This window comes from Amycolatopsis sp. cmx-4-83, from assembly GCF_046548815.1.
Classification (GTDB): domain Bacteria; phylum Actinomycetota; class Actinomycetes; order Mycobacteriales; family Pseudonocardiaceae; genus Amycolatopsis; species Amycolatopsis pretoriensis_A.
This window is the reverse complement of the sequence record NZ_JAEBEF010000004.1, coordinates 263185-287267: the sequence shown is the minus strand read 5'-3', so window position 1 is coordinate 287267 and position 24083 is coordinate 263185. Positions and strand designations below refer to the sequence as shown.

Annotated in this window: 16 protein-coding genes; 10 read left to right on the top strand and 6 right to left on the bottom strand. The window is 69.2% G+C overall.

Annotated elements, in window-relative coordinates; all coding sequences use genetic code 11:
- Nucleotides 1–54: 54 nt before the first annotated feature.
- Nucleotides 55–2154 (bottom strand): RICIN domain-containing protein, encoded by a 2100-nt coding sequence (locus ACLJQM_RS13855; protein ID WP_410631516.1) that lies wholly within the window; start codon nucleotides 2152–2154, stop codon nucleotides 55–57.
- 839 nt (nucleotides 2155–2993) lie between these two features.
- On the opposite strand from ACLJQM_RS13855, the gene ACLJQM_RS13850 reads away from it, so the two are divergent.
- Entirely contained in the window at nucleotides 2994–4592 is a 1599-nt protein-coding gene (locus tag ACLJQM_RS13850; RefSeq protein WP_410631515.1) for a beta-1,3-glucanase family protein, read from the top strand.
- Nucleotides 4593–6025: 1433 nt separating this feature from the next.
- Nucleotides 6026–8092, top strand: coding sequence for an AMP-binding protein (locus ACLJQM_RS13845; RefSeq protein ID WP_410631514.1), 2067 nt, complete (start codon nucleotides 6026–6028; stop codon nucleotides 8090–8092).
- 208 nt (nucleotides 8093–8300) lie between these two features.
- Here the strand turns inward: ACLJQM_RS13845 and ACLJQM_RS13840 are convergent, their stop codons facing one another.
- On the bottom strand, nucleotides 8301–9335 hold the full coding sequence (locus ACLJQM_RS13840) for a helix-turn-helix transcriptional regulator (RefSeq protein WP_410631513.1): 1035 nt from the start codon (nucleotides 9333–9335) through the stop codon (nucleotides 8301–8303).
- A gap of 60 nt (nucleotides 9336–9395) precedes the next feature.
- On the opposite strand from ACLJQM_RS13840, the gene ACLJQM_RS13835 reads away from it, so the two are divergent.
- Nucleotides 9396–9923: a VOC family protein gene (locus tag ACLJQM_RS13835; protein ID WP_410631512.1), complete on the top strand. Its 528-nt coding sequence runs from the start codon at nucleotides 9396–9398 to the stop codon at nucleotides 9921–9923.
- Between the two features lie 169 nt (nucleotides 9924–10092).
- On the opposite strand, the gene ACLJQM_RS13830 is transcribed toward ACLJQM_RS13835, so the two are convergent.
- Complete coding sequence (locus ACLJQM_RS13830; protein ID WP_410631511.1) at nucleotides 10093–11538, bottom strand: carboxylesterase/lipase family protein; 1446 nt, start codon at nucleotides 11536–11538, stop codon at nucleotides 10093–10095.
- A 70-nt stretch (nucleotides 11539–11608) separates the two neighbouring features.
- Complete coding sequence (locus ACLJQM_RS13825; RefSeq protein ID WP_410631510.1) at nucleotides 11609–12451, bottom strand: hypothetical protein; 843 nt, start codon at nucleotides 12449–12451, stop codon at nucleotides 11609–11611.
- A 467-nt stretch (nucleotides 12452–12918) separates the two neighbouring features.
- On the opposite strand from ACLJQM_RS13825, the gene ACLJQM_RS13820 reads away from it, so the two are divergent.
- The 5 genes from ACLJQM_RS13820 (at nucleotide 12919) to ACLJQM_RS13800 (ending at nucleotide 17366) form a co-directional block, all read left to right on the top strand.
- A complete protein-coding gene (locus tag ACLJQM_RS13820) occupies nucleotides 12919–13341 on the top strand; it encodes an organic hydroperoxide resistance protein (protein WP_410631509.1) in 423 nt (140 codons plus the stop codon).
- A 150-nt stretch (nucleotides 13342–13491) separates the two neighbouring features.
- Complete coding sequence (locus ACLJQM_RS13815) at nucleotides 13492–14388, top strand: MBL fold metallo-hydrolase (RefSeq protein WP_410631508.1); 897 nt, start codon at nucleotides 13492–13494, stop codon at nucleotides 14386–14388.
- A gap of 144 nt (nucleotides 14389–14532) precedes the next feature.
- Complete coding sequence (locus ACLJQM_RS13810; protein WP_410631507.1) at nucleotides 14533–15441, top strand: helix-turn-helix transcriptional regulator; 909 nt, start codon at nucleotides 14533–14535, stop codon at nucleotides 15439–15441.
- A gap of 219 nt (nucleotides 15442–15660) precedes the next feature.
- Nucleotides 15661–16149 (top strand): hypothetical protein, encoded by a 489-nt coding sequence (locus ACLJQM_RS13805; protein WP_410631506.1) that lies wholly within the window; start codon nucleotides 15661–15663, stop codon nucleotides 16147–16149.
- A gap of 182 nt (nucleotides 16150–16331) precedes the next feature.
- Nucleotides 16332–17366, top strand: a complete 1035-nt coding sequence (locus ACLJQM_RS13800; RefSeq protein ID WP_410631505.1) for a hypothetical protein — start codon at nucleotides 16332–16334, stop codon at nucleotides 17364–17366.
- On the opposite strand, the gene ACLJQM_RS13795 is transcribed toward ACLJQM_RS13800, so the two are convergent.
- Nucleotides 17335–19395, bottom strand: coding sequence for an AAA family ATPase (locus ACLJQM_RS13795; RefSeq protein ID WP_410631504.1), 2061 nt, complete (start codon nucleotides 19393–19395; stop codon nucleotides 17335–17337). The genes ACLJQM_RS13800 and ACLJQM_RS13795 overlap by 32 nt on opposite strands.
- Nucleotides 19396–19483: 88 nt before the next feature.
- On the opposite strand from ACLJQM_RS13795, the gene ACLJQM_RS13790 reads away from it, so the two are divergent.
- A complete protein-coding gene (locus ACLJQM_RS13790; protein ID WP_410631503.1) occupies nucleotides 19484–20395 on the top strand; it encodes a pentapeptide repeat-containing protein in 912 nt (303 codons plus the stop codon).
- Nucleotides 20396–20557: 162 nt separating this feature from the next.
- Nucleotides 20558–22117: a hypothetical protein gene (locus ACLJQM_RS13785; protein WP_410631502.1), complete on the top strand. Its 1560-nt coding sequence runs from the start codon at nucleotides 20558–20560 to the stop codon at nucleotides 22115–22117.
- Here ACLJQM_RS13785 and ACLJQM_RS13780 read toward each other — a convergent pair.
- Nucleotides 22089–24017: an NB-ARC domain-containing protein gene (locus tag ACLJQM_RS13780; protein ID WP_410631501.1), complete on the bottom strand. Its 1929-nt coding sequence runs from the start codon at nucleotides 24015–24017 to the stop codon at nucleotides 22089–22091. The genes ACLJQM_RS13785 and ACLJQM_RS13780 overlap by 29 nt on opposite strands.
- Nucleotides 24018–24083: the final 66 nt, after the last annotated feature.

Here is a 24083-nt window from a genome sequence, read left to right as displayed (position 1 = left end):
GTATCTCTCTGGTGACGGGCAAATCGAAGGCGCGGGCGCAGCCCGGTGTTCGCCTCAAGCGCCGGGCAGCGACCAGCGCTGTCCGGCGCTACCGTTGCAGTCCCACAGCGCCACGCGCGTTCCGTCGGCGCTGGACGAGCCGGGGTCGTCGAGACAACGTCCGGACAACGGGTTGCGGTAACCGCCGTTGTAAGGCTGCCACTGCTGGTTGTCGCCACCCGTGCAGTCCCAGAGCGTCACCGCGGTTCCGTTCGCGTTGCCGTAGCCTGCGACGTCGAGGCACTTGCCCAGGGCTCGAAGCGTCCCGTCGGAGTTCACTTTCCACGACTGCGCCGCCGTGCCGTTGCAGCCCCAGATCTGCACGCCGGTGCCGTTGGCGTTGCTGCCGGCGTTGACGTCGAGGCATTTCCCCCCGATGGCTGACCGCACCGGACCGGAGCCGTCGGTGGCGTTACCGCCTGTGGTTCGCGAGACCACGCGGAACTTCTGGCCGGCCGAATCGTTCGGCGCCCACTGCACGAACTGGGTTCCCGGGGCGGTACTGCCGGCGGGATCATCGAGGGCCAGCTTGCTGTTGCGGTTGTAGAACGACCAGGTGCCGTCCGGGTTGACCACGGGCTTCCAAAGATCGTTACCCGCCCCGCCGTTGCCGGCCGGCCACTGGACGATCGCGGCTCCCAATTTGCCGGACTCGGCCGCGACGTTGAGCAGCTGACCACTTCCGGCGTTCTTGATCCGGTAGTACCCGTTGCTGTGCAGCTCGAAGGTCCACGACGCGCCGGCGGACCCGTTGTCGGGATTTTGGACGATGGGGGCCGCGTTGGCCGTGGACCCTCCCTGCACTGCCAGCGACAGGCCGCTGGCGACATTCTCGAGTTCGTAGTTGCCGGTGAACGGCGAGGGGTCGGTCGTCGGCAAGTCCTGGAACAGCCCGACCATGCCGTTCATCTCGAACGCGTCCGGGTTGGGCTCGTTCGTCGGCCTGGTCCACTCGTTCCAGGTGAGGTTGGCACCGTTGCGCATGTTCCAGGCCTGAGTTGCGTTGGAACGCATGTAGGCGTCGTACCTGCCGCACGTGTTCGTGTCGGTGCAGAAGTCGCTGATTCCCTTGAAGAGCCAGTATTGGTACGACGAGCCGCGGCCGGCGTTGTTCGACACGATCGGGACCGTGTTCAGGAAGTGGTCGGCTGTCCGCTGGGCGTCGTCCCGGTATCCGGCGTTCCCGGTCGCGCGGTACAGGAAGTCGGCGGCTTCGATGAACGAACCCGCGTTGTACGCGTTGTCCGAGGCCTGCAGCTCGGTCGGCCCGTTGGGGCCGTTCGGGAACGCGATGCACTCGTTGACGACACCGGTGGCAGCGTTGACGAGCTTGCTCTTGACCCAGTCGTAGATCGTCCTCGCCTTGGTCAGGTAGGCGCCGTCACCGGTGACCTGGTACAGCGATACCGCGGTGCTGACCATCGGGTTGTTGCTCAGTGAGCACTTGCTGTACTTGGAATTCATTTCCTCCCAGATCCCGCCACCTCCCGCGCCGGTCCATCCCCGGTCGTACGTCTTGTTCCACTGATCGGCGGCCAGGTTCAGCAAGGACTGGTCTCCGGTGGCGAGGTAACCGCGGAGGACAGTGGTGATCATCCAGGCCAGATCGTCGTTCCAGGTGGCCCACGAGGTCCAGTTGGTGCCTTCGTACTTGAGGAAGGTCGCGATCAGATCCCGGACCCGCTGGCGGTCGGCCGCGGTGTGCGTACGTTCGTAAACGTCCTGCGCCACCTGGATGTTGAGAGCGGCGATCCACGAGCCGGAGCGCTCGGTGCCAATGCTCTTCAATTGGTTGGTGTAGTAGGTCTCGCCGTTGGCCTGGACCAGGAAGCTGTCGTTCCATGCCTGGAAGACGTAGTCGGGCGAGGGCAGTGCCGCCGCCTGCGCGGGGGGTGCGAGCGTCGTGATGCCGGCCGCGGCGAGCGCGACCGTCGCGCACCCGGCCACGAACTGCTTGATCTTGTTCATGTGGCTAAGCCGATCTTCCGGTGTGTGCAGTGACGGGTGGTACTGGTCCCGGAGGGACCGCCGGCCCGTGACGTGACGACCCCTCCGGAGTTCAGGAAGTGGCGGGTGCCCATCTCGACCGGCGCCGCCGCAGGTTGACTCGACCACGAAACCGCTGTCGGAAAGTTTCGGGCAACATCTATTCTATGGTGGCGCCGACCGCGGTGTCACTGTCACAACGAGACAGAAACCGATTTCAAGACAACCCGCTCACAGGCAGAATTTTGGCACGCCAATCCACCGATTCGACACCATTGCTTCACCGCGTCAGAACCGAAATGGCTTCGTCGATGAACTTCAGCGGGCCATTACTTACGACTCTCGCTTCCGGATTCTCGGTCCAGGTCGTTACCACCCGAGGACACCGGACCGGCGCCGTACGGCTCACTTCCCGTCCGTTCACCGGCAATCGGGGCGACAGGGAAATCGCCGGGAACCGGCGAACACCTCGGTACCAGCGCCGCGGTTACGCCGGTTCGCTTGCCCGTCGCGCTCGTCACGGGCACGGATAGCACATCCGGGCCGCCGCCCCGGCCTACGGCCATGTCAACCTCCGGTCGCGGTGTCGCTCGCCAGTGAGTTCGATCACGTACCTCCCCGCAGTATGCGGATCGACAAGCGATCACGCAAGAGTCGGGAACGTAGACGTTCTGGATTGACTGTCACTCACCAACACGGCCGCCGGCGGGTCGGGACCCGCGTCCGCGCGGGCAACACGATTGCACGAGAGGCCCCGCCACACGTCTAGACCATTGACCCGGTCAGCGGCGCGGGCCTACCGTCGGGTGCCGCTCCCCTGACGATCTCCGTCCGTGACACCACTTCGGTGCGCGCCGCGTTTCGGCGGTGTCCACGCCATGGTGACACCTCGTGCACCGGGCGGACCGGTGCCCCCGAACGGCGGGGTTCAACTCCTGGAGCACCCACCTCGGACAAAGGAGTCGCCGGTGCGAACTCGAAGAAAACTGACCGCGATCTTCGCCGGGCTCGCAGCGGCCGCGGCCACTGTCGTGTCGGGCGGCACCACCCCCGCCGCCGCTTCCGGTCCCGCGCTCCTGCCCTTGTCCATCACCAACAACACCGGCCGCGCCGACGCCGTCTACCTGTACGTGCTCGGGGTGAACCTGAGCACCGGCCGGCTCGGGTACGTCAACGCCGGCGGCACCTTCACCGCGTGGAGCGGCGGCGGCAACCCCCCGGTCCCGGCACCCGACGTCTCCATCGCCGGACCGGGCAACGGCGGCAGCACGACGATCCAGGTCCCGCGCAACATCTCCGGTCGCGTCTACTTCTCGTTCGGCCGGCGCCTCAACTTCTTCCTCACCCCCGACGGCCTGGTCCAGCCGGCCCCGTGGGCCACCGGTGACTCGAACCGCGACATCCTGTTCGACTGGAGCGAGTTCACCTACAACGACGCCGGTCTCTGGCTGAACAGCTCTCAGGTCGACATGTTCGCCATCCCGCACACGGTGAGCGTGACGACCGGTTCCGGCGCGGTGAACTCGACGGGCACGCTCGTCGCGAACGGCCGGGAAAACGTCATCAACGGCATCAAGGCACAGGCCGGCTGGGGCGGCTCGGTCTACACGCGCTCCGACGGCACGGTCCTGCGCGTGCTCGCCCCCGGCAAAGCCGCCGACTCCGGTCAGCTCAGCAGTACGTACCTCGATCCCTACATCAGTTCGGCGTGGAACGCCTACACCGGCAAGGTGCTGACCGTGGTGCCGTTCGCGGACCAGCCGAACACCAGGTACTTCGGCCGCACCAGCGGTAACGTCATGAACTTCACCAACAGCGCCGGGCAGCAGGTGGCGTCGTTCGCCAAGCCGTCCTCGGCGAACGTCTGGGGCTGCGACGGCGCGCTGGCGGCCCCGAACGACCAGGTCGTCGGCCCGATCTCCCGAACACTCTGCGCCGCCCTCAACCGCGGCACGCTCGGCACGATCGACACCCAGCCGAGCACCAACGCGGCCGACTTCTACAAGAACAATCCGACGAACCAGTACGCGCGCCTGGTGCACGCGAACATGGCTGACGGCAAAGCCTACGCGTTCGCGTTCGACGACGTCGGCAACTTCGAGTCGCTGGTGAACGACGGCAGTCCCCGGGCCGCGGGCATCACCTTGACCGGCTTCACCGGTGGCGGGACACCTCCGCCCCCGTCGGGAAGCCGGATCATCAGCGACTGGAACGGCAAGTGCATCGACGTGCCGGCCCAGAACTTCAGCGACGGCGTCCACCTGCAGACGTACGGCTGCAACAACACCGTCGCCCAGAGCTGGACCTACACGGGCGGGACGCTGCGGACGCAGAACAACATGTGCATGGACGTCGCCTGGGGCTCGACCGACAACGGGGCGGTCATCCAGATCGCCACCTGCAGCGGCAACGTCGCCCAGCAGTTCGTCCTGAGCGCGGCCGGCGACCTCGTCAACCCGCAAGCCAACAAGTGCGTCGACATCCAGGGCTGGAACGGCAACGACGGAGCAGCTTTGGCTCTGTGGGACTGCACCGGCGGCGCGAACCAGAAGTGGCACCGCGGATAGCGCGCGGCCGTCATGGCGACGACCAGGGCCCGGCACCGGTTGCCGCCTGGCTCTGGTCGTCGGCCAGGCGGTCACTGAGGTCCACCGCACGGGGTGGGCTCAGTGGGCCGCAGCCGGGCCGGGCTCGACGTGCCCGCCGCAGCTGTGCTGGCACTCCCGTCGGCCGGGTGCACTGCGCCGGCGAGGTCGGCGCGGGCGAGCGCGGGTCCTCGGCGGCGGCTGAAAATCACCAGGCCACCGGTACGGCGTCAGGTGAGGCGACGCACCGATTACCCCTGGTTCGACGGCGCACGGGTGCCGAGGGGTCCGGCGATGCAGCAGGTCGTAGCCACGCACGGCGAGCTGGAGCCACTGCTGGTTGTCCACCTCCGCCGGGTCGAGCCCGAGGATTTCCCGCAATCGGTCGAGCCGGTGGTACAAGGTCGGCGCTGAACGAACAGCGCGTCGGCGGTACGTGCCTTGTTGCCGCCGCAAGTGAGGAAGGTTCGCAACGTGGGCAGCAGCGGACTGCTCGTGTGAGCGTCGTGCTCCAGCAGCGCCCCAGTTCGTCCTCCACGTAACGGGTGAGTTCGGGCCTTCGGACAGGACGACCAGCAGGCGCAGCGCGCCGAGGTCGTCGAAGCGCATGAGCTCACACTCCGGCGCCGACGCGGCGACCGCGGCGGAACTGCGGCCCTGACGGATCGCCTGGGGCAACGCCGCCGGCGGGACCACGCGGCTGGCCCGCCAGCGTGTCCAGCAGCGTGGCTCCCCCGCGTCAAGGCCGACCACCGCGAGGTCGAAGTCGCCGATGTCGCCGACCGCCACCACACGCCGCACGTCACGAAAGCGGATCCGGTACACCCGACCTCGTCATGGCCGAACGGCAACCGCCCACGCGAGCGGCAACCCATGCCACCACGAAAGTCGCGAAGCCTTCGACAGACCCGGTGACCACCGTGGGCAGGCTGCGAACGGCAGCGTAAACGCCTGGTCGCCTTCGCCGTGACAGAAACATAAGGGCCTGCTGAAGGTTTTCAGGACCATGACGTCTCCGGGCAGGCTCGTCAACAATTTCGAGGTGAAGCATGGGGCAGCTCCCGCCACAGCGCAAGAGTCTGGAACACGCACGTTCCACATGTTGAGATCAGCCGGCGAGCCGATGGGACCCACGCCGGGCATTTGCGGCTGGTCGCGACGATCGCCGATGTCTGCGCGAAGGCGAAGGTGGCGCAACACCAGTTCGCCGCCGCATGAACCCGATGTCCACGGTGGACAGAACGAGCTGTCGCACACCCGTGTCAAGCAGCACGTGGCAGTGATTTACACCATCTACTACGACGATTACTACTTTCCAGTATCCGCCGTTCGGGCTATCGAGCTTCACCCATTCGCTGTTACCTTGACGCCGCCGTGACCTGAACGTGCGTTCGGTACGACCGTGAGGACAGACGATGCGTGATGATGTGATCGAGGCGAGTGCCGTGGTCGGGCACCCGCCGGAAGTGGTGTGGCAGATCGTCGGATCGCCGGAGTGGTACCCCTGCTTCGTCCCGGAGATCAGCTGGTGCGAGATCGAGGAACGGGCCACCCGTGGCCGGGGTCCCAAGGGCGTGATCCGGCTCGTCCCCGAAGGCCTGCCCGTACGGGACAAGCAGATCCAGGCCGTCGTGTACCGGCCGGGCGAGCACATCGTGTGGTGCAGTGTCCCCGAAGACGGCACCTGGGTCTCCGTGGAGCTGAGACCCCTGGTCGGCGGCAAAACCGAACTCCTCGTCCGGATGATGCTGCCGCCGTCATACCAGGACCTGTTGGCGTCAGCGAAAAAAGACCTGAAGGCCATCGCCGGGCGCCTTGAGCTACGCCTGTCCGGACAGGCCGACCCCTGCTCCACCCAAGAGGGCGTCAAAGCGACCAAGCTGCGCACCGCCGGCATCCTCGTGCGCGCCGGCGTGCTGAGCCCGGCGCGGCCGGACAAGCTGGCCCGCCAGCTCCAGTCCCTCGCGCAGTGGGGCGCCACTGTCGCGGGCGGCTACCAGGCCGCCGCGGGCCGCGTCCCGGACGAGCAGGCGCTGCACGACGAGCGCAACCTCCGCACGTTCCGCCAGGTCCAGGAGCGCAGCAACCGGCTCGCCAACGCACTGAGCGAACTCGGTGTCAGCGAACGCGACCGGATCGCGCTGATGTGCCGCAACCACTCCGCGATGGTCGAGTCGTTCGTCGCGGCCAGCAAGCTCGGCACCGACGTCGTCCTGCTGAACACCGGCCTGTCCGCGGCTTCGGTCAAGGACGTGCTCGCCGAGCACAAGCCGTCCGCCGTGCTCGCCGACGACGAGTTCGCGCAGACCATCGCGAACGTCCCCGGCGACTTCGCCCGGATCAGCACCTGGCCGGACGCCGACGCCGGCTACCCGACCGTCGACGAGCTGATCCACGCCGCGCCCGCCGATCCGCCGAAGCCGGTCGAGCGGCCGGGCCGGCTGGTCGTGCTCACCTCCGGCACCACCGGGACGCCGAAGGGCGCGCGCCGCCCCACACCCAAGGGGCTCGGCTCGGCCGCCGCGATCCTCGACCGCATCCCGCTGCGCGCGGGTGACCGCATCCTCGTCGCCGCACCGCTGTTCCACAGCTGGGGCCTCGCCGCGATGCAGATCGGCATGGCGCTGCGGGCCTCGCTGGCGCTGATCCGCAAGTTCGACGCCGAAGAGACGTTGCGGACCATCGCCGAGCAGAAGTGCGACGCGCTGTTCGTCGTGCCGATCATGCTGCAGCGGATCATGGACCTGCCCGAACGCGTCCGCGCACGCTACGACCTGTCGTCGCTGCGGATCGTGGCGAGCAGCGGCTCGGCGATGTCCGGCGCTTTCGTGACGTCGTTCATGGACACCTTCGGCGACGTCCTCTACAACTTCTACGGCTCGACCGAAGTGTCGTGGGCGAGCATCGCCGACCCCGCCGACCTGCGCGCGGCGCCGACCACGGCCGGGCGCTGCCTGCTCGGCACCCGCCTGGCCATCCTCGACGAGGACCGCAAGCCGGTGCCGCCGGGCGGCGAGGGCCAGATCTTCGTCGGCAACGACATGCTCTTCGACGGCTACACCAACGGCACCGACCCGGCGCGCGCGGCGGACCTGATGGCCACCGGCGACGTCGGCTACCTCGACGCCGCGGGACGGCTGTTCGTCACCGGCCGGGCCGACGAGATGATCGTTTCCGGTGGCGAGAACGTCTTCCCGCGCCCGGTCGAGGAAGCACTGGTCGCGCTGCCCGGCGTCCACGACGCCGCGGTGGTCGGGGTGGCGGACGCGGAGTGGGGCCAGCGGCTGGCCGCGTACGTCGTGCCCCGGCGCGGCGCTTCGCTGCACGCCGAGGACATCCGCGCGTACGTCCACCAGCGGCTGGCGCGGTTCGCCGTGCCGCGGGACGTCTACTTCGTCCCGGACCTGCCCCGCAACGCGACGGGCAAGATCCTCAAGCGCCTCCTGGACGACGACACTTGGCAAGCGCCTGCGGACTTCTGATGCCTGAGTGCACGCCCGAGCAGGACCGGCTCGCCCGAGGCGGCCCGGCACACATGCTCACCCGACCCTCGCGGCTGGCGCATACCCGGCGGCCACCGGCTCGGGCGCTTCTTCCGCGGCCGCGACCTGAAGCGTGTGCTGCCCCGCTGAGTCAACCGGCCGCGACCACGTCCAGCGAGCAGCCGGAGGTCTCGTTCGCAACGGTGGCTCAGCCGGAGGTGGCCGGCGAGCTGGGAAGGCAGTTTTCAGCCAGCCGGCGTCCGAGTGCGAGAACCACTGCCTTGAGGGCCTGCGGCTGTTGGATGATGAAGGGCCGGTCGAGCATGGCCAGTGTGCCGGCAACCCACTCGAGGTGTTCGGCACGCAGGAACACTTGCAGCCACCTGCCGTCCGCGGAGTCGGGGGTGGGTGCCGGCTGCACTGATGCGAGTGTTTCCGGTATCCAGCGCCGCACGTGGCCCGGATCAGCGCGGATGAGCACTAGGACATCGTGTCGCGACGGTGCCGCCGAGAGGGGCCCGAACACCTGCGCTGCCGGGTCGGAGCTCACGGGCGCGGCGAACGTGCCCGGTAACGACCGCAGATCAGCCATCCGGTCCAGGCGGTAGGTGCGCTGCGCCTTTCGCTCAGCGTCGAAGCCGCTGAGGTAGAGCAGGTTGCGGTGCGCCACGATGCCGTGGGGCTGCACGTGCCGGATTGCCGCAGGGCCCTGGCGAGGCCGGTACTCGAACGCGACCGGCCGTCGATCTCGCGCCGCCTCGGCCAACCCGATCAGTGTGCGAAAACTTTGGTCATCAACGTGGTGAGGGTCGGTGTTGTCCTCGTCCGCGTCCGGGCCTCGCTTCCCGGTGAAGTCCACCACTTGCAGCACTGCGTCGATCCGGCGGGCGAGCGTGGCGGGCAGCACTCGGCGGACCTTCGCTCTGGCGCTCTCCATCGCCAGGGCGCTTACCGGATCTCCACCCCGCGCGTGCTGGCTGACCATCAACGCCCACACGACGGCCAGGCCCTCCTCGTCGGTCAGCATCAGTGGTGGCATGCGGTAGTGGGGGGCGAGGCGGTAGCCGCCGTAACGGCCACGAACGCCGTCCACCGGGATGTCCATTTCGCGTAGCTGGTCCACATAACGCCGCACGGTGCGTTGATCGACACCGAGCCGCTCGGCGAGGTCGGCGACGGTGCGGATCCCTCCGGCCTGCAACAACTCCAGCAGGCCCAAGACTCGTGTGGTCGGTCGTGCCATGACACCATGATCCAGCATTTCCGGGCGAAAAGTGACCGGTATTGTGTTTAGCGTTCCGATATGACCCACGCATCCACGGTTCAACTCGCCTCCATTCGCGTTATCACCGAGAACGTCCCGCGGCTCGTCCGCTTCTACGAGGTGCTCACGGGCGCGACCCCGCAGCACCTGACCGAGGATTTCGTCGAACTGGTGACCCCTTCCGCCACCCTTGCGGTCAGCAGCTCCGCCCGCGTCGCCTTCATCACCCCCGGCACGCCCCGCGGAGGTGCCAACAACAGTGCGATCGCCGAGTTCCTCGTCGACGACACCACGGCCGTGTACGAGCGGCTCGCCGCCGAGTTCGGCGACGAACTCGACGTCGTTCAACCGCCGACGATGATGCCGTGGGGCAACCTGTCGGCTCTGATCCGTGATCCCGACGGCTCTCTCGTCAACCTCTACACGCCGGTCACGCCTGAGGCACAACTACTTCAGCACAACCGGACACCGAAACCACTGCGCGCCTCACCGCCGATCCGCAGTGCTGACCACGTTTCCCCGACGGCTTCCGGGATCGAAACTTCCACAAGGCCGCTCACTCGGTAGCGCGCGGCGGGCTGAGCACTCACACCAGGCCGATCCGGAGACGGCGATCGCGGACAAGGCGAATTCGCATCCCTTGACCCGCCATGCGTTGCGGGACCGACGATCAGGCTTCGATGCCCCACGGACAGCAGCTGAGCGCTCTGGCGGTCCTCCACCGGCTGTGGTGGAACTAAGCATTGCCGAAGATGTGCCGGCTATCCGGTACCCAGCCAGGGTGGCCGGTCTCGGCGAATCGAACCCAGGCTCCGTGGGTCTCCTCCGCCAAAGCGGTGTCCGGTTCTCCGGGTCCGAGCAGACCGCGTGGTCCACGCAACGACGGCAACGCGAGTTGGTCGAACACGAAAGGAAGTTCGATGCAATGACACGCTCCCAGCCGACCATCGCAGGCGCCCGAGGCCCACCGGAACTCGTAGGAGAACGTGCGGCCCCGGGAGCGCACGACGTGTGCTGCGGCCAACCGGCGGCTGCCTGCGGTGAACGCGCCGGTGATGACCCTTGACAGCAGCCGGCCGGGAGACTCGTCCGGGAACAGGTCGCGATAGGCAGCCAGGCGGGCTTCCGGATCGGGGAAGCGACGTCGCGCCGCGGCAAGCAGATCGGGCTCGCCGGCCGTCTCGGCCAGGCCGTTGGGGATGGTGTAGAGGTTGCCCTCGTCAGCCGTGTTGCCGATCAGCAGGTCGGTGGCGAGTCCGGGACGAAGGGTGTCGGCCGGCTGACCGGTCAGCAGCACACCGTCCAGCACCGGTTTGAACGGGCTGGCACCGACCGCGGTGTCGAGGAAACCGTGTGCGGCGTGGTCGAGCGGCGGCAGCGCGGCGGACAGTCCGGCGAGCTGAACATCGGTCAGGTCCCCCAATGACGAGGCGGTGGCTTCGCGGCCGAGCAGCGACGAGATTCCTCGCGTCGCCAAGGCCGCTTGGCCGGGTTCGAACGCGCAGTCCCCGGTTCCACTCTGGCTGATCGCCCGCTGGAACAGCCCCTCGGCCGCGGGGCAGGCCAGGAGCGCGGCGACGATCATCGCGCCAGCGGACTGACCGGCGACGGTCACCCGGTTCGGATCCCCGCCGAAGAACCCGATGTTTTCGGCGACCCAGCGCAGACAGGCGAGCACGTCGAGCAGTCCCCGGTTGGCGGGAGCGTCGGGAACGTCGAGCCAGCCACTCGCGCCGAGCCGGTAGTTCAGCGTGACCAGCACGACCCCGTCCCGGGCGAAGGACGTTCCACCGTACACGTCGACGGATCCACTCCCGGCGGTCAAACCGCCGCCGTGCACGAACACCAGCACCGGCAGGCCACCGGCATGAGGATCGGGTGTGCTGACCGTCGCGGTGAGGTAGTCGTCGCCGGTTCGCCGGCCGGTGCCGAGGACCGGGGCGAGGTCCAAGCGGCCGAAGTTCCGGGGCACCGCCGGGGCGCTCGGGCCCGGCGACGAGGCGTCTCGAACCCCCGTCCAGGACGGGGCGGCCGCGGGTGGCGCGAATCGCCGTGCGCCGGTGGGCGTCGCCGCGTAGGGAATCGAGTGGAAGACGGCACCGGCCGGGGTGGCGGCTCCTCGCACCAGTCCGCCGGTGACTCGTGTGATCAGGGAGATACGGGTGCTCACGACAGACTCCATTGTAGATCCGATGCGGCACACCGCCGGCCGGGCGAGGTCGGTTCCGGCCCGCCCGGCCCGCGGGTGTGGGTCAGCTGACGCGAACCTGGCGCAGGGTGAAACCGACGTTGGGTTCGTGCTGGAGCAGGTCCGCGAGCCCGCCGCTGACGGTGTAGGTGGAACCGTGCGGTCCGGCGGTGATGCCGCTGGTGATCGGGTCGGGCACCGTGTCGGTCACGGTGACCTTCGCGTTGTGCCAGGAGTTGTCCGGAAGAACGCGGTGCACCACCGCCGGCTTCTGGGAGAGCAGACCGCTGCTGAGCGCGGCGATCGAACCGTCCGGCAGGGCCCGCAGCGACGCCGCGAGCGGAACCAGGCCGGTGTCGAGCTTGACGGCGGATGCCTGGTCGGGGTGGTGGATCGGCACCCGGACCAAGGTGCCATCGCCCTTGGCCACGATGAGCAGGCAGCCGGGCACGAGAGCGATCGAGCTGGCGGCGATGTCGGGCAGGACGCCCGGGACGCCGAGGCCGGGAGTGCCGGCGAGCAGCGGGCTCGTCAGCAGGACCGATGGCCGGCTGGTGCGCGTGATGCGGAACAGGGTCGGGCTCTGGGTGTCGACGACGTAGGCGGTGCCGTCGGAGTCGACCACCACGTCGGCAGCCAGGTGCGAAGTGTTCCCGGGCGCGACGGCGGCCAAGTCGGCGTACCACTGCCGCCGGCCGGTGCGCAGGTCGTAGCTGCCCAGGCCGGCGATCTTCAGCGGTCCGGCGGTGCTGGTGGTGTCGGCCGTTCCAAGGTCGACGTCGGTGACCAGCACCCGGTTGCGCGCGCGGTCGATGCGGATCCCTTGTACGGACACCAGTGCGGGGTCGTCGACGAGGGTACGAGTGCTTCCGCCGCGGTCGACGACGGTTACCGTGCCTTTCTTCACCGACCCCACCAAGAAGGTTCCGGTCCGGGGGTCGAAGTCTGCGGAGTGGGGGAACAGCTCGGGTGTGGCGACGGTGGTCGTCGTGAGCGCACACCGCGTGGCCTGGTGGCTCCCCGAGCACGGTTCGGCAGCCCCGGCGTAGGCGGCGGGTCCCAGCAACAACGGTGCGGCGAGCAGTGCGGCGGCGAAGACGCCCCTCATGGCGGCGAGACGCGGATTCATCGGTGACCTCTCGTCCGGTATCAAGCAATCGATGTCGTTCGGTTCAGGACAGCGTGGCGCGCTGAGCCGATTCTGCGTCACCCGGCGGCGGACAGCCTGCCCCTGACGGGATCACCTTTCCCATGAGCAGCCCTACACTCGCAGGGTCAGGCAGCCGGCGCGGCACCCGTCCACACTCGACTCCACGGACACCTCTGCTGATCAGCAGCCAGAGATCCGCCCATGGTGAAACGAAGGAGACAAACATGTCCGCGCTCTACAGCACCCAAGCGATCTCGACCGGCGACGGCCGCAACGGCGAGGTCCGCACCGCTGACGGCGTGCTCGACGAGGCCCTCGCGATCCCGAAGGAAATGGGCGGTCCCGGCGGTGACAAGACCAACCCCGAACAGCTGTTCGCGGCCGGGTACGCCGCGTGCTTCCACAATGGATTGCAGGTGATCGCCAGGGAAGAAAAGGTCGCCGTCGCCGGGTCGACCGTGACGTCCACGGTGAGCCTGCTCGCCCTGGACACCGGCGGCTTCACGCTCGCGGTCGGGCTGGCCGTGCACCTGCCCGGACTGGACCAGGTCACGGCCGACAAGCTCGTGGCCGCCACCCACCAGGTGTGCCCGTACTCCAACGCCACCCGAGGCAACATCGACGTGGCCCTCACCACGACGGTGTGAGCCCGGGCGTCGCCTGCGGCCATGTGGACAAGCACATCTGATGACCTCCGCGGCAACCACACCCTGGGAGCCGGGCGTACCTTGTCCGGCTCCCTCGGCACGGCCCGATACTACTGAGCGTGACCAGAATTTCACCAGGGGGTCAACCGCATGAAACAGACCTTGACACTGGGCTCCGTCGACATCACCCGGGTCCTGGAGTACACCGGCGCCACCCGATCACCGCAGGCGATGTTCCCAGAACTCGACCGCGCCACCTGGCGAGCGCATCAGGACTGGTTGACTCCGGCTTTCTGGAACCCGCCCACCGATCTGCTGCAGACCTGCGTGCAGACCTGGGTCCTGCGCACCGCCGACGAGACGATCCTCGTCGACACCGGCGTCGGCAACCACAAGCCGCGCCCGGGAACCCCGGCGTTCGACCGGCTCGACACCGACTTCCTCACCCGGCTGCTGGCCGCCGGCGTCGTCCCGGAAGACGTGACCACCGTCGTCCTCACGCACTTGCACGCCGATCACGTCGGCTGGAACACCCGGCTCGTCGATGGCGACTGGGTACCGACCTTCCCCAACGCCACCTATCTGCTGACCCGGGCCGACTTCGAGTACTGGAATCCAGCCGGCCTCGGCCGGCCACGGCTCGCTGCGGCCAACGAAGGCGTCTTCGACGACAGTATCCGGCCGGTCGAGCGGGCCGGGCAGCTCCGGTTGTGGGAGGACCACTTCGAGCTGAGCCGAGGACTGCGCCTCGAAGCGGCGCCCGGGCACACACCGGGCTCTGCGGTCCTGTCCCTCGAATCCGGCGGGGACCACGCCGTGTTCGTCGGTGACGTGCTGCACAACCCGATCCAGATCGTGGCACCGGATCTGAGCAGCTGCTTCTGCGAAGATCCTCCGGCCGCTACCGCGACCCGCCGTCGTCTGCTCGCCCGGGCTGCCGATCAACACGCGCTGGTGTTCCCCGCGCACCTGGGCGGCGGTCTCGCGGTGGAGGTCGCCGAGGCCGGGCCGGGCTTCGCCGTGCGACGCTGGGGCTTCGAGAGGTGATGAAGAGAACGGACCGAAGGCGGCTCGGAGCCGCAGCTGGGACCGCGACCGGGTCACCCGAGGGACGTCCGGCCTGGCCGATCGGGCACTTCCCTACACCCGCAGGGTCAGGTAGCCACCGCCGTGCCGATCCATACTTGACCCATGACCAGCAAGCCCGAGCTCGGACGGTTCCTGCAGACACGCCGCGCGCAGTTGCAGCCCGTTGACGTCGCACTGCCGATGTACAACGAGCGGCGGCGAGTGCCGGGACTTCGCCGCGACGAGCTGGCCCAGCTGGCCGGAGTGAGCGAGTCGTACTACACCCGGCTCGAACAGGGCCAGTCGCTCAACGCTTCACCCGAGGTGCTCGACGCGCTCGCCCGTGCGCTGAGGCTGGACGAGACCGAGCGACGATATCTGCACGACCTCGCCGGCACCGCACGGAAGGGCGCCACCGGCGGGTCGCGCCGGCCGGCACCGGAACGAGTGAACGCGGCCACCCAGCAGCTGCTCAGTTCACTCGGCGACGCCCCTGCCGTCGTCCTCGGCCGCTACAGCGACGTACTCGCCTGGAACCGCACCGGACACGCCTTGTTCGCCGGTCATCTCGACCCGCACAGTCCCGACCAGCCGGGCCGGCGTCCCAACACCGCGCACCTGGTGTTCCTCGACGCTCACGTTCGCGACCTTTACGACGACTGGCTGAAAAAGGCCCGCGACGTGGTGGGGAAGCTGCGCTTCGCCGTCGGCCAGTACCCGGACGACCCGGGACTGGCCTCCCTGATCGGCGAACTGGTCATGCAGAGCAAGGAGTTCACCGCGTTGTGGTCTGAGCACCGGGTCCGGGACTGGGACATCGCGACGCACCGGATGCGCCATCCACTGGTCGGGCCGCTGGACGTCGTCCACCAAGCGATGCCGCTCCCACACGGTCGGGGGCAGCGAATCGTCATCGTCACCACCGAACCGAACTCCGCCTCGCATGCGGCGCTCATCCTCCTGGCTCAGCTCACCGCCTCGAGCACAGAGGGCGGGGCACCGTTTCAGGAGCTGATCCACGACGAGCGGTAGGCGGTGGTCCCGCTCATCCTCCGACGGCCCGAAGTTCCTCGATCGCGTGGGTCTCATCCGCGACGTGCCGGCCGTGCGCTGGGCCCGGCCCGACCGGCTGATCGTCGCCGGTGCTCGCCGCTGCTCCACGGTGGGGGCGACGCAACTCACCCGACTCACGCCCGCCGGGCGGCTCCACCATGACGCCCGGCCCGGAGCTGCGAACTACCATGATCGGATGTGACGACCCCGGTAGACGAGACAAGGTGGCAGACGTTCACCCCGGCGCGACGGGTACTCGCCGTCGCCCACAACGTGACCGCGGCCACACGCCTCTTCGACGTCGTCCGGTTGATCGCGGAGGACATCCGGCTCGAAGTGGTGTTCACCGATCCCGGGTCATCCGCTTTCCCGGCGGGTACCGATGACTTCCTCAAGGCACGGGGCGTTCGCCGCCTCGCCTGGGCCGATGCCGCCGAGCAGCGGTTCGACCTGGCCATCGCGGCCAGCCACGGCCCTACGCTCCACGAACTCGACTGCCCCCTCGTGATCATTCCCCACGGAATGGGATACAATAAATACTTGGAAACCGGAAACCGGAAACCGGAAACCGGAAACCGGAAACCGGAAACCGGAAACCGGAAACCGGAAACCGGAAACCGGAAACCGGAAACCGGAAACCGGTCTTCGGTTTGTCGGCCGACTGGCTTCTCCACGACGGCCAGGTGATCGCGGATGTCCTCGCGCTGTCCCACCACGAGCAGCTTCACCGCCTCGAACGGGACTGCCCGGCAGCAGTCAGCCGAGCCAGAGTCGTCGGCGACCTCGCGTTCGACCAGCTCGCCGCATCACGCGTCAAACGAGCCGCATACAGGCGCGCGCTCGGCGTTTCCGACATCGAGAATCTCGTAGTGCTCTCTTCGACCTGGGGCCGGGAATCCCTGCTGGGCCACCTCGCCGGCCTGCCGGAGCTGCTCGCGAACCAGCTGCCGGCCGACGATTTCCGCCTCGCCGTTGCCGTGCACCCGAACGTGTGGTGGGGGCATTCACCGTGGCAGGTCCGACAGTGGCTGGCCGGGTGCGTCCGGGCCGGGGTGACCGTGTTCGACGACGTCGACGACTGGCGGGCGAGCCTGGTGGCCGCCGACGTCGTGGTGGGTGACCACGGTTCGGTGACCTTCTACGCCGCTGCCCTCGGCGTCCCGGTCGTACTGGCAACGGCCCCCGAGCAGGCCGTGGCGCCCGACTCGCCCATCGGCCTGTTCCTCGGCCGGGCGTCGCGGCTGACCGGGCTCGACGACCTGGCCGGTCAATTGCGCGAGGCCATCGAAGGACACGACCCGGCCCACCTCGCGGACGTCACTTCGCTCACGACATCCCGCCCCGGCAGCTCGGCGTCGCTCCTGCGGGCCGTGCTGTACGAGCACCTCGACCTCCCCGAACCGTCCTCGGCCGTGGACGCACCGCTGCTGCCAGTTCCCGCCCGCGAGCTCGACCGGTGTCACTCACACCTGGTCCAGGTCACCAACAGCGGGCCTGCATCGGCGCAAGTGACCCGGTTCCCCGCCGAAGCCCTCCGGCACCACCCGGACACCGGCTCCCACGTCCTCGTCGTGGGCCCGCACGAAACGTCCCGCCGGTGGCACGAGCTGGCGGACGTCGTCGTCGGCGGATCGGGTGACGGCACGCCCCAGTGGCTCTCGACCGCGCTCGAACACGCACCGGGCGCCGTGCTGGCCACCGCGCCGGGCATCGACGGGCATTGGCTTCTCCGCGACCGCCGGGGAGCGCGATACCAGCTCAGCGCGTCCGGCGATCTGTTCGCCGCCGTCGCTCTCCGCGAGCTCGCTGCGGGCCGAGAGCCGACCGGCACTTGGCAGCTCGCCGTCGGTGGGCGCATCGTGGACGTGGTAGTCAACCGACTGGACGAGGGGGCTGACGAGTGAGCCGCCTTCGCACTTCGCCGGCCCGGACGCGGAACCCGAGGTCCTCGTAACAGCTCAAGGCCTCGCTCCAGCACTCCCGCGCGCCGGCCACGTCGCCGACCGCTTCCCGGGCCTCGCCGAGCGCGACAAGGGCTTCGGCCTGGTCGAATCGCCGTCCCCGGGTGGCCATCCGCTCGACGGCGTCTTCGAGAGTCCGGCCGGCCTCACGAATCCGACCGGCTCCCACCAGGTGCTTGCCCTGCCAGATCGCCGCCTTGGCCTGGTTGACCTGGTCGGCGGCGGTGTCGAAGTAGCCCTTCGCAGCAGCCAGCAGGCGAAGCCCGGCTTCGGGCTCCTCCGCCTTCGCGAGGTGAAGCCGCGCCAGCGCGATCCGCCGGGCATCACCGATCCGGCCGGCCAAGTCCAGGTTCCGCCGCAGCGTCCCCAGCGCCTCGGGCGCACGCTGCTCGAGCTGCGCCAGCCCCAGCCCCTCCAGCGCGGTGGCCTCGAGTTCCGGGCTCCCGGCCGAGCGACCTCGCTCGGCCGCAGCGGCGAACAGGGTCACCGCGGTATCCGCCTCTCCCAGCCAGTGGTGCCCGAACGCCTTCTGGGTGCGCAGCAAGCTCTCGAGGTCGGCCCGACCCATCGCCTTGGCCGCGTCGATTCCCCATTCGTGCGTGGCGAAGAGGTCTCCGAGGTGCTTGCCGGACTCATGGAACGGCCACAGCAGCACGCACCAGGAGGTGACCCGATCGAGCTCACCGAGCGTGAACGCGTGACCGACGAGCCTGGTCAGCGTCGTCCGCTCCTGCTCCAGCCACACCGAGGCGGCCGCCGCGTCGGCGAACGCCCCGCGCGATCGCAGTTCCGGGAACAGCGCGCTTCGCCACGGCCGGTCCGGCGCACGCACGACATCGGCGTCGTAGCTGCGCTGGTGGTAGAACTCGAGCAAGCGCTCGGTCTCGGCAGAGCGCTCATCCGGCGTCCGATCATCCATGTAGGACGCATGCAGGGCAACGAGGTCGTTGACCGCGTAGCGGTCCGGGCCGGTCTCTTCGATGAAGCTGTGCTCGAACAGTTCGAACAGGCTCTCGGCGATTTCGTACGCCGGCTCGCTCAGCGCGTGTGCCAACGCCTCGGCGTTCACCGCGCCGGTGCGAGGTTCGAGCCCCAAGGCGCGGTAGCACCGCTGGGCGGGGTCACCGAGCTGGCGGTACGCCGTGGTGAACGCGCTGTCGAGGGACAAGTCCGTCGGCGGTGACAGCGCCGCGAGGCGGCGCCGTTCGTCCCGCAGCCGTTCGACCGTGCCGGCGACGGTGCGGTTGCGCGGCCGGCTCAAGATGCTCGCGACCACGCAGAGGGCGAGCGGCAGGTTGCCGCACAACGTGATCAGCTCGCTCGCCGCGCCACGCTCGGCAGCGACCCGGTCCGGCCCGAGGAGCCGTCCGAGCAGCTCGCTCGCCGCGCCACGCTCGGCAGCGACCCGGTCCGGCCCGAGGAGCCGTCCGAGCAGCTCGATCGCCGCGGAGTCCGCCAGCGGTGAGAGCTCGAAGACCCTGGCGCGGGTGTCGACGGCCAGATCGGACAGCGACTGCCCGGCGGTCACCAGTACGAGCGAACGGCCGTCGCCCGGCATCAGGGTGCGCACCTGGCTCGACCGCGCGGCACCGTCGACGAGCAGAAGCACCCGTCGGTCCGCTGTCCGCGCCTGGAAGCGCGCCCGCAAGGCGTCCAGCCGGTCGGGCAGGTCGGCCGTCTCCGCACCCAGGTCGGCGAGGAAGACCCGCAGGATTTCCGCTTCGGTGCCCTGGCGGTCGAGCGCACCGCGCAGGTCCGCGAACAGCACTCCGTCGGGGAACCGGTGTTTCACGCGGAAGGCGAGTTCGCGCGCGGTCGCGGTCTTGCCGCTACCCGGTGCTCCCGAGAAGACGATCACCAGGTTGTCTTCCGCGCGTTCGATCTCGGAAACGGCCTCGGCGAGCTCCAGGTCGTGGTTCACGTAGTGCGGATTCCGGCCCTGGACGTGGTCCGGGACGAGCGACGTCGGCACCAGGTCTTCCCCCTCCGGTCGACGCCACCCTACCCACCCAGGGCACCCTCCGTCACCGCGTCGTCCGCTGCCGTAGTCCAATGACGGGATGAATCGTGCCGTCTTCCGGACGCTCCTCGCGCTCGCGGCTCTGGTCGTCACCGCCGGTGCTCTCTGGTTCCTGTTCGGTCCCGTGGTCGGCTGGCTCGGCGGCGCCGACCTCGACCGCCTGGACGCGAAGGACCGCATAGCTGCCGTCGGCACGATCCGGGGCCAGGTCGCGACCGTGCTGAGCGCCGCATTCGTCGCCGGTGGCCTCTACTACACCGGCCGGAAGTTCGTGCTCGACCGGGACAAGCAGTACACCGACCGGTTCACCAACGCCGTGGAGCAGCTCGGCTCTACGGACGTCACGGTCCGCGCCGGCGGCCTGCGCGCGCTCGACCGCATCCTCCACGACTCACCGCGCGACCGCGACCGGGTGCTGCGGACCATCACCGGCTACCTGCGCACGCATCCGGTCGGTGACGCCGTCCCGGACGACGTGGTCGCGGCACTGGCGGCGCTGAACAGCCGCGGCAAGTCCCGTCACGACGTGCTCGACCTGCGGGGTGCCGTCCTGCCGCACACGGACCTCGCCGGGCTCGACCTCGGCGGCGCCGACCTGACCGGAGCCGACCTCAGCGGTGCGTGCTTGCGCGAGCTCGACCTTCGCGGCGCCCGGTTGGACCGCGCTGTCCTGCGCGACTCCGATCTGACCGCGGCGCGGCTGAGCGGGGCTCGAGCTGTCCGGACCGTCCTCGCCGGCTCGAGAATCCGCGAAGCGGACCTCAACGCGTGCGACTTCACCGACGCGAGCCTCTCCGAGTGCGACCTCGGCGGCACCCGGCTCGACGGCACGATCCTGGTCAACGCCGACTTGAGCGGGGCCGATCTCCGGACCGCCGTCGGCGTCACCGAAGACCAGCTTCGCCGGGTGCGCCGCAGTCCGGCGACGTCGTTGCCGCCAGACCTTCGTTGACCCCGGTACGGTTCTCGAAGATCACCGGCCTGCGGGAGTGCGGACGTGTCAGTCAGTCAATGGGTCAAGGTCCCGGTCGGGCCGCAGAGCCGGCGCTGGAACACGGCGCCGGTCGAGCGGACGGTTCTCGTGGTTGCCCACACCGTCACCGCGCTCAACCGCTTGGACGACGTGCTGACCGTGTTCGACTCAGACCGGCGGGTACAGCTCGTCCACACCATTCCCGGCGCTTCGGCCGCTGAGTCCGGTGTCGAGCACGAACTGAACCTCCGCGGCGCCGTTGTACTGCCGTGGCAGCAAGCGCTCACGCTTGAATTCGACCTCGCCATTTCAGTACACAATAGTGGGAACCTGCACGAAATCGCCGCGCCGCTCGCGGTGTTGTCCCACGGAATTGGCTACACTAAATACTTCAACCGGACGCCGGACGCCGGACGCCGGACGCCGGACGCCGGACGCCGGACGCCGGACGTGTACGGCCTTTCCGCGCAATCGCTGCTCCAGGGTGGCGCGGTGGTTCCGACCGCCATCATCCTGACCCACGACAAGGAAATCGAGCGGCTCGCCGCTGCGGTGCCGGCCGCCGTACCCGCCGCGGTCGTCGGCGGGGATCCCTGTTTCGACCGGCTGCTCGCCAGCTCTGCCGCGCGCAACGCCTGCCGCGAAAGACTGGATGCCGGTCCGAATCAAACCGTCGTCTTCGTGTCCTCGACGTGGGGACCCCGTTCGCTGTTCGGCCGGTTCCCGGAACTGCTGTCCCGGGTGCTGGCCGACCTCGACCTCGACAGCTACGTCGTTTCCACCGCCCTGCACCCCAACGTCTGGTACGCCCACGGCCCCGCGCAGATCGAACTTTGGCTCGGCGACTGCCTGCGCGCCGGCCTCCGCCTCGTGCCACCCACCCGTGGCTGGCAGCAGGCGCTCCTCGCAGCGGACGTCGTCATCGGTGACCACGGCGCCGTCACCGGCTACGCCGCAGCGCTCGGCAAGCCCGTGTTGCTGGCGACCTTCCCCGAGAACGACGTGGTCGCCGATTCGGCGATCGGTGCCCTCGGCCGCCACTACCCGCGGCTGGACCAGCACACTCCGCTGGTCCCCCAGCTGCTCCAAGCCGTGGCACCACCGGTCGGTCACCGAGAAATCCGCAGTCTCGCGACGTCCGCACCAGGGGACTCCGCCGACCGCCTCCGGAGCGTCTTCTACAACTTGATGACCCTGCCGGAGCCCACGGCTGCCGCGCTCGTCCCAGCGTACGAACCGGAAGACCTCGTACCCGCTCGGCGGGCTGTCAGGGCCTGGTGGGCGGTCACCGACACCGTCGGCGACCGCACGGTTCGCCTGGACCGCTGGCCCGCCGATGTCACGTCACCGCACGGCGGCCCACCGGCGGAGCTGGACGGCTACCTGGTGGTCGCTTCCGACCACCCTCGCCGCGACCTCCACGCCCTCGCCGCGGTCGTGCTCACGGCCGGGAACGGGCCCGAGCCGGCCGCGGTGTTCGGCGCGCAGCCGGTCTGCCGTCTCGTGGTGCAAAGCATCGATCAGGCACACTGCCGGATCACGAAACGCTCGGGTGAAACGACGGTCGTCCAGGCCTTCCCCGAGGCAGCCGCCGCCCTACTCCCCTGGTTCGAGGCGGGCCGCTCTCTCGGCGGCCCGATCACCGTCCACATCGGACGGACTGCCGTCGAGATCACCGCAGTCGGTCAAGATCGGCTTTGACGTCGTCCTCCCGGCGATCGCCCAGTTCCGCGTAGAGCCGACGTGCTCGCTCGAGAACGGCCGGATCGGCGTCGCGCTGCCCGACACGGTGCCACGCTTCGGCAGCCGGCCTGCGGAGGCCGTCCGCCTCGAACAGCTCGGCAGCCTCGCGATGCGCGGCCGAGTCTTCGGCCAGCTCTCCCAGTACCAGCAGGCACTTGGCCTGGTTCTCTCGCTCACCGGTCGCGGCGAACCAGCTCAGCGCACGGGTCGCCGCACCCCTCGCGGCCGGTGCGTCATCCGACTGCTGGTGGGCACGAGCCCGCTGCAGGTTCAGCAATGCCCGCATGCGAGCGGACTGGTCCGCGGAAATAGCCGAGCCCGCCGTTTCGATCACCCGCTCGGATTCGTCGTACCTGGCGAACGCCTCTTCGAAGTCACCCCGCCGGGCCGCGACCTTGCCGAGCCACTCCAGATTGGACTGCTTGCCCAGCACGTGCCCGGCGGACTCGGCGGCTGCCAGCGAAGCCGAGAAATCGGCCTTCGCGGCGTCGTAGTCACCGATAGCGACCCACGCCGCGCCGCGCTGGTTGGTCACCTGCATGATCGCCGGGAGGTCACCGGTTCGTTCGGCTGCGGCGAGACCCAGACGGTGGCTTTCCAGCCAGGCCGCGGTGTGCCCGTGCATGTGCAGGAACTTGAACAACGCGACGCACAGCTGCCAGGCGGCCTCGTGGCGTTCGACGTGCTCGGCGGCGGAGACGCAGGCCACGAGGTTCTGCCACTCCGCCTCGAACCACCTGATCGCGTCATCCCTCGATGGCAACGGCTGCCGCACAGCGACGAAGACGTCACCGACCCGCCAACGACCCGACAACGCCGCGTCACGAGGCACCGCCTCCAGGAGGTACCACTCGACGATGTCGGCGACGATCGCGTCGCGAACGTCGCTGTCTTCGTCGTCGAAGGCTCGTAGCCGGGCGTGCTCACGAACGACGGCGTGGAACGCGTAGCGGTCGGTGACTTCGTCGAATGCCAGCAGGCACGCGTCGACCAGCTCGTCGAGCAGCTCGGCCGCGCTCAGCACGTCGGTGTGGCAGGCGATCGCTGCCGCGGCCGCCGTGAAGCCCGGCCCTGGAATGAGCGACACGCGCCGGTACGCCCGGCGATGGACGTCCGACAATCCGTCGTAAGCGAGCTTGAGCGCTGACGCGACCGGCTGCGCCACGTCCAGCTCCAGCAGCGCGGCCCGGGACCGCCGCACCCGCGCGACCAGCGGTTCCGCTGCCCGGGCCCGGCCCAGGAGGTGCGCGGCCACCAGCCGGATGAGCAGAGGGTGCCCGTCGCACAGGTCGCACAGCTCGTCCACCAGAGCGGCTTCCAGCTGCGCGGCCGTCTGCCCCAGGCTGGTGAGCATCAGCTCGCGCGCCTGCTCCGTCGGCAACCCGTCCAGCGGGACGGCGAGGAAGCCGTGCGGGTAGAGCCGCCGCAGAGCCCGGCGGCTGGTCACCAGCACCACCGCGTCGGGCGCGGCGTGCGGGATCAGCGGCTCGACCTGCTCGGCAGCGACGACGTCCTTGACCAGCAGAACGAAGCGCCGCCCCGCGGACTTCCGCTGATAGGCGTGCGCCCGCTCGGTGTCCGACGCCGGCAGGTCCGGCTCCGCCAGCCCGAGACCGCGCAGTGCCTGCCCCAGCAGCACGCCCGGAGGCACGGCTTGCCCGTCCACCGTGGTCGCCTGCACTTCGACGTAAGCGCCGTCGTGCGCCAGATGGTCTTCGCACACCTCGGCGGCGAGGCTGTAGCTCCCGAGCCCGGCCCGGGCGTGCACGCACACCAGCCCCGGCCGCTCCCGGTCCCGCCGAGTCGCGAGGAACTCGTGGATCAGTTGCCGCGGCGGCACCCGATCCAGGAACGGCACCGCCCGACGCGGCCTGTGCCCACCAGCCAAAACCAGCCCCCTCACCCTGCTTGGTCACACCGTATC

Coding starts and splice junctions, on each gene's coding strand:
- ACLJQM_RS13820 (WP_410631509.1), top strand. CDS start 12,919: ATGTCCGCGCTCTACAGCACCCAAGCGATCTCGACCGGCGACGGCCGC.
- ACLJQM_RS13790 (WP_410631503.1), top strand. CDS start 19,484: ATGAATCGTGCCGTCTTCCGGACGCTCCTCGCGCTCGCGGCTCTGGTC.
- ACLJQM_RS13830 (WP_410631511.1), bottom strand. CDS start 11,538: ATGGAGTCTGTCGTGAGCACCCGTATCTCCCTGATCACACGAGTCACC.
- ACLJQM_RS13815 (WP_410631508.1), top strand. CDS start 13,492: ATGAAACAGACCTTGACACTGGGCTCCGTCGACATCACCCGGGTCCTG.
- ACLJQM_RS13840 (WP_410631513.1), bottom strand. CDS start 9,335: ATGGCACGACCGACCACACGAGTCTTGGGCCTGCTGGAGTTGTTGCAG.
- ACLJQM_RS13845 (WP_410631514.1), top strand. CDS start 6,026: ATGCGTGATGATGTGATCGAGGCGAGTGCCGTGGTCGGGCACCCGCCG.
- ACLJQM_RS13835 (WP_410631512.1), top strand. CDS start 9,396: ATGACCCACGCATCCACGGTTCAACTCGCCTCCATTCGCGTTATCACC.
- ACLJQM_RS13810 (WP_410631507.1), top strand. CDS start 14,533: ATGACCAGCAAGCCCGAGCTCGGACGGTTCCTGCAGACACGCCGCGCG.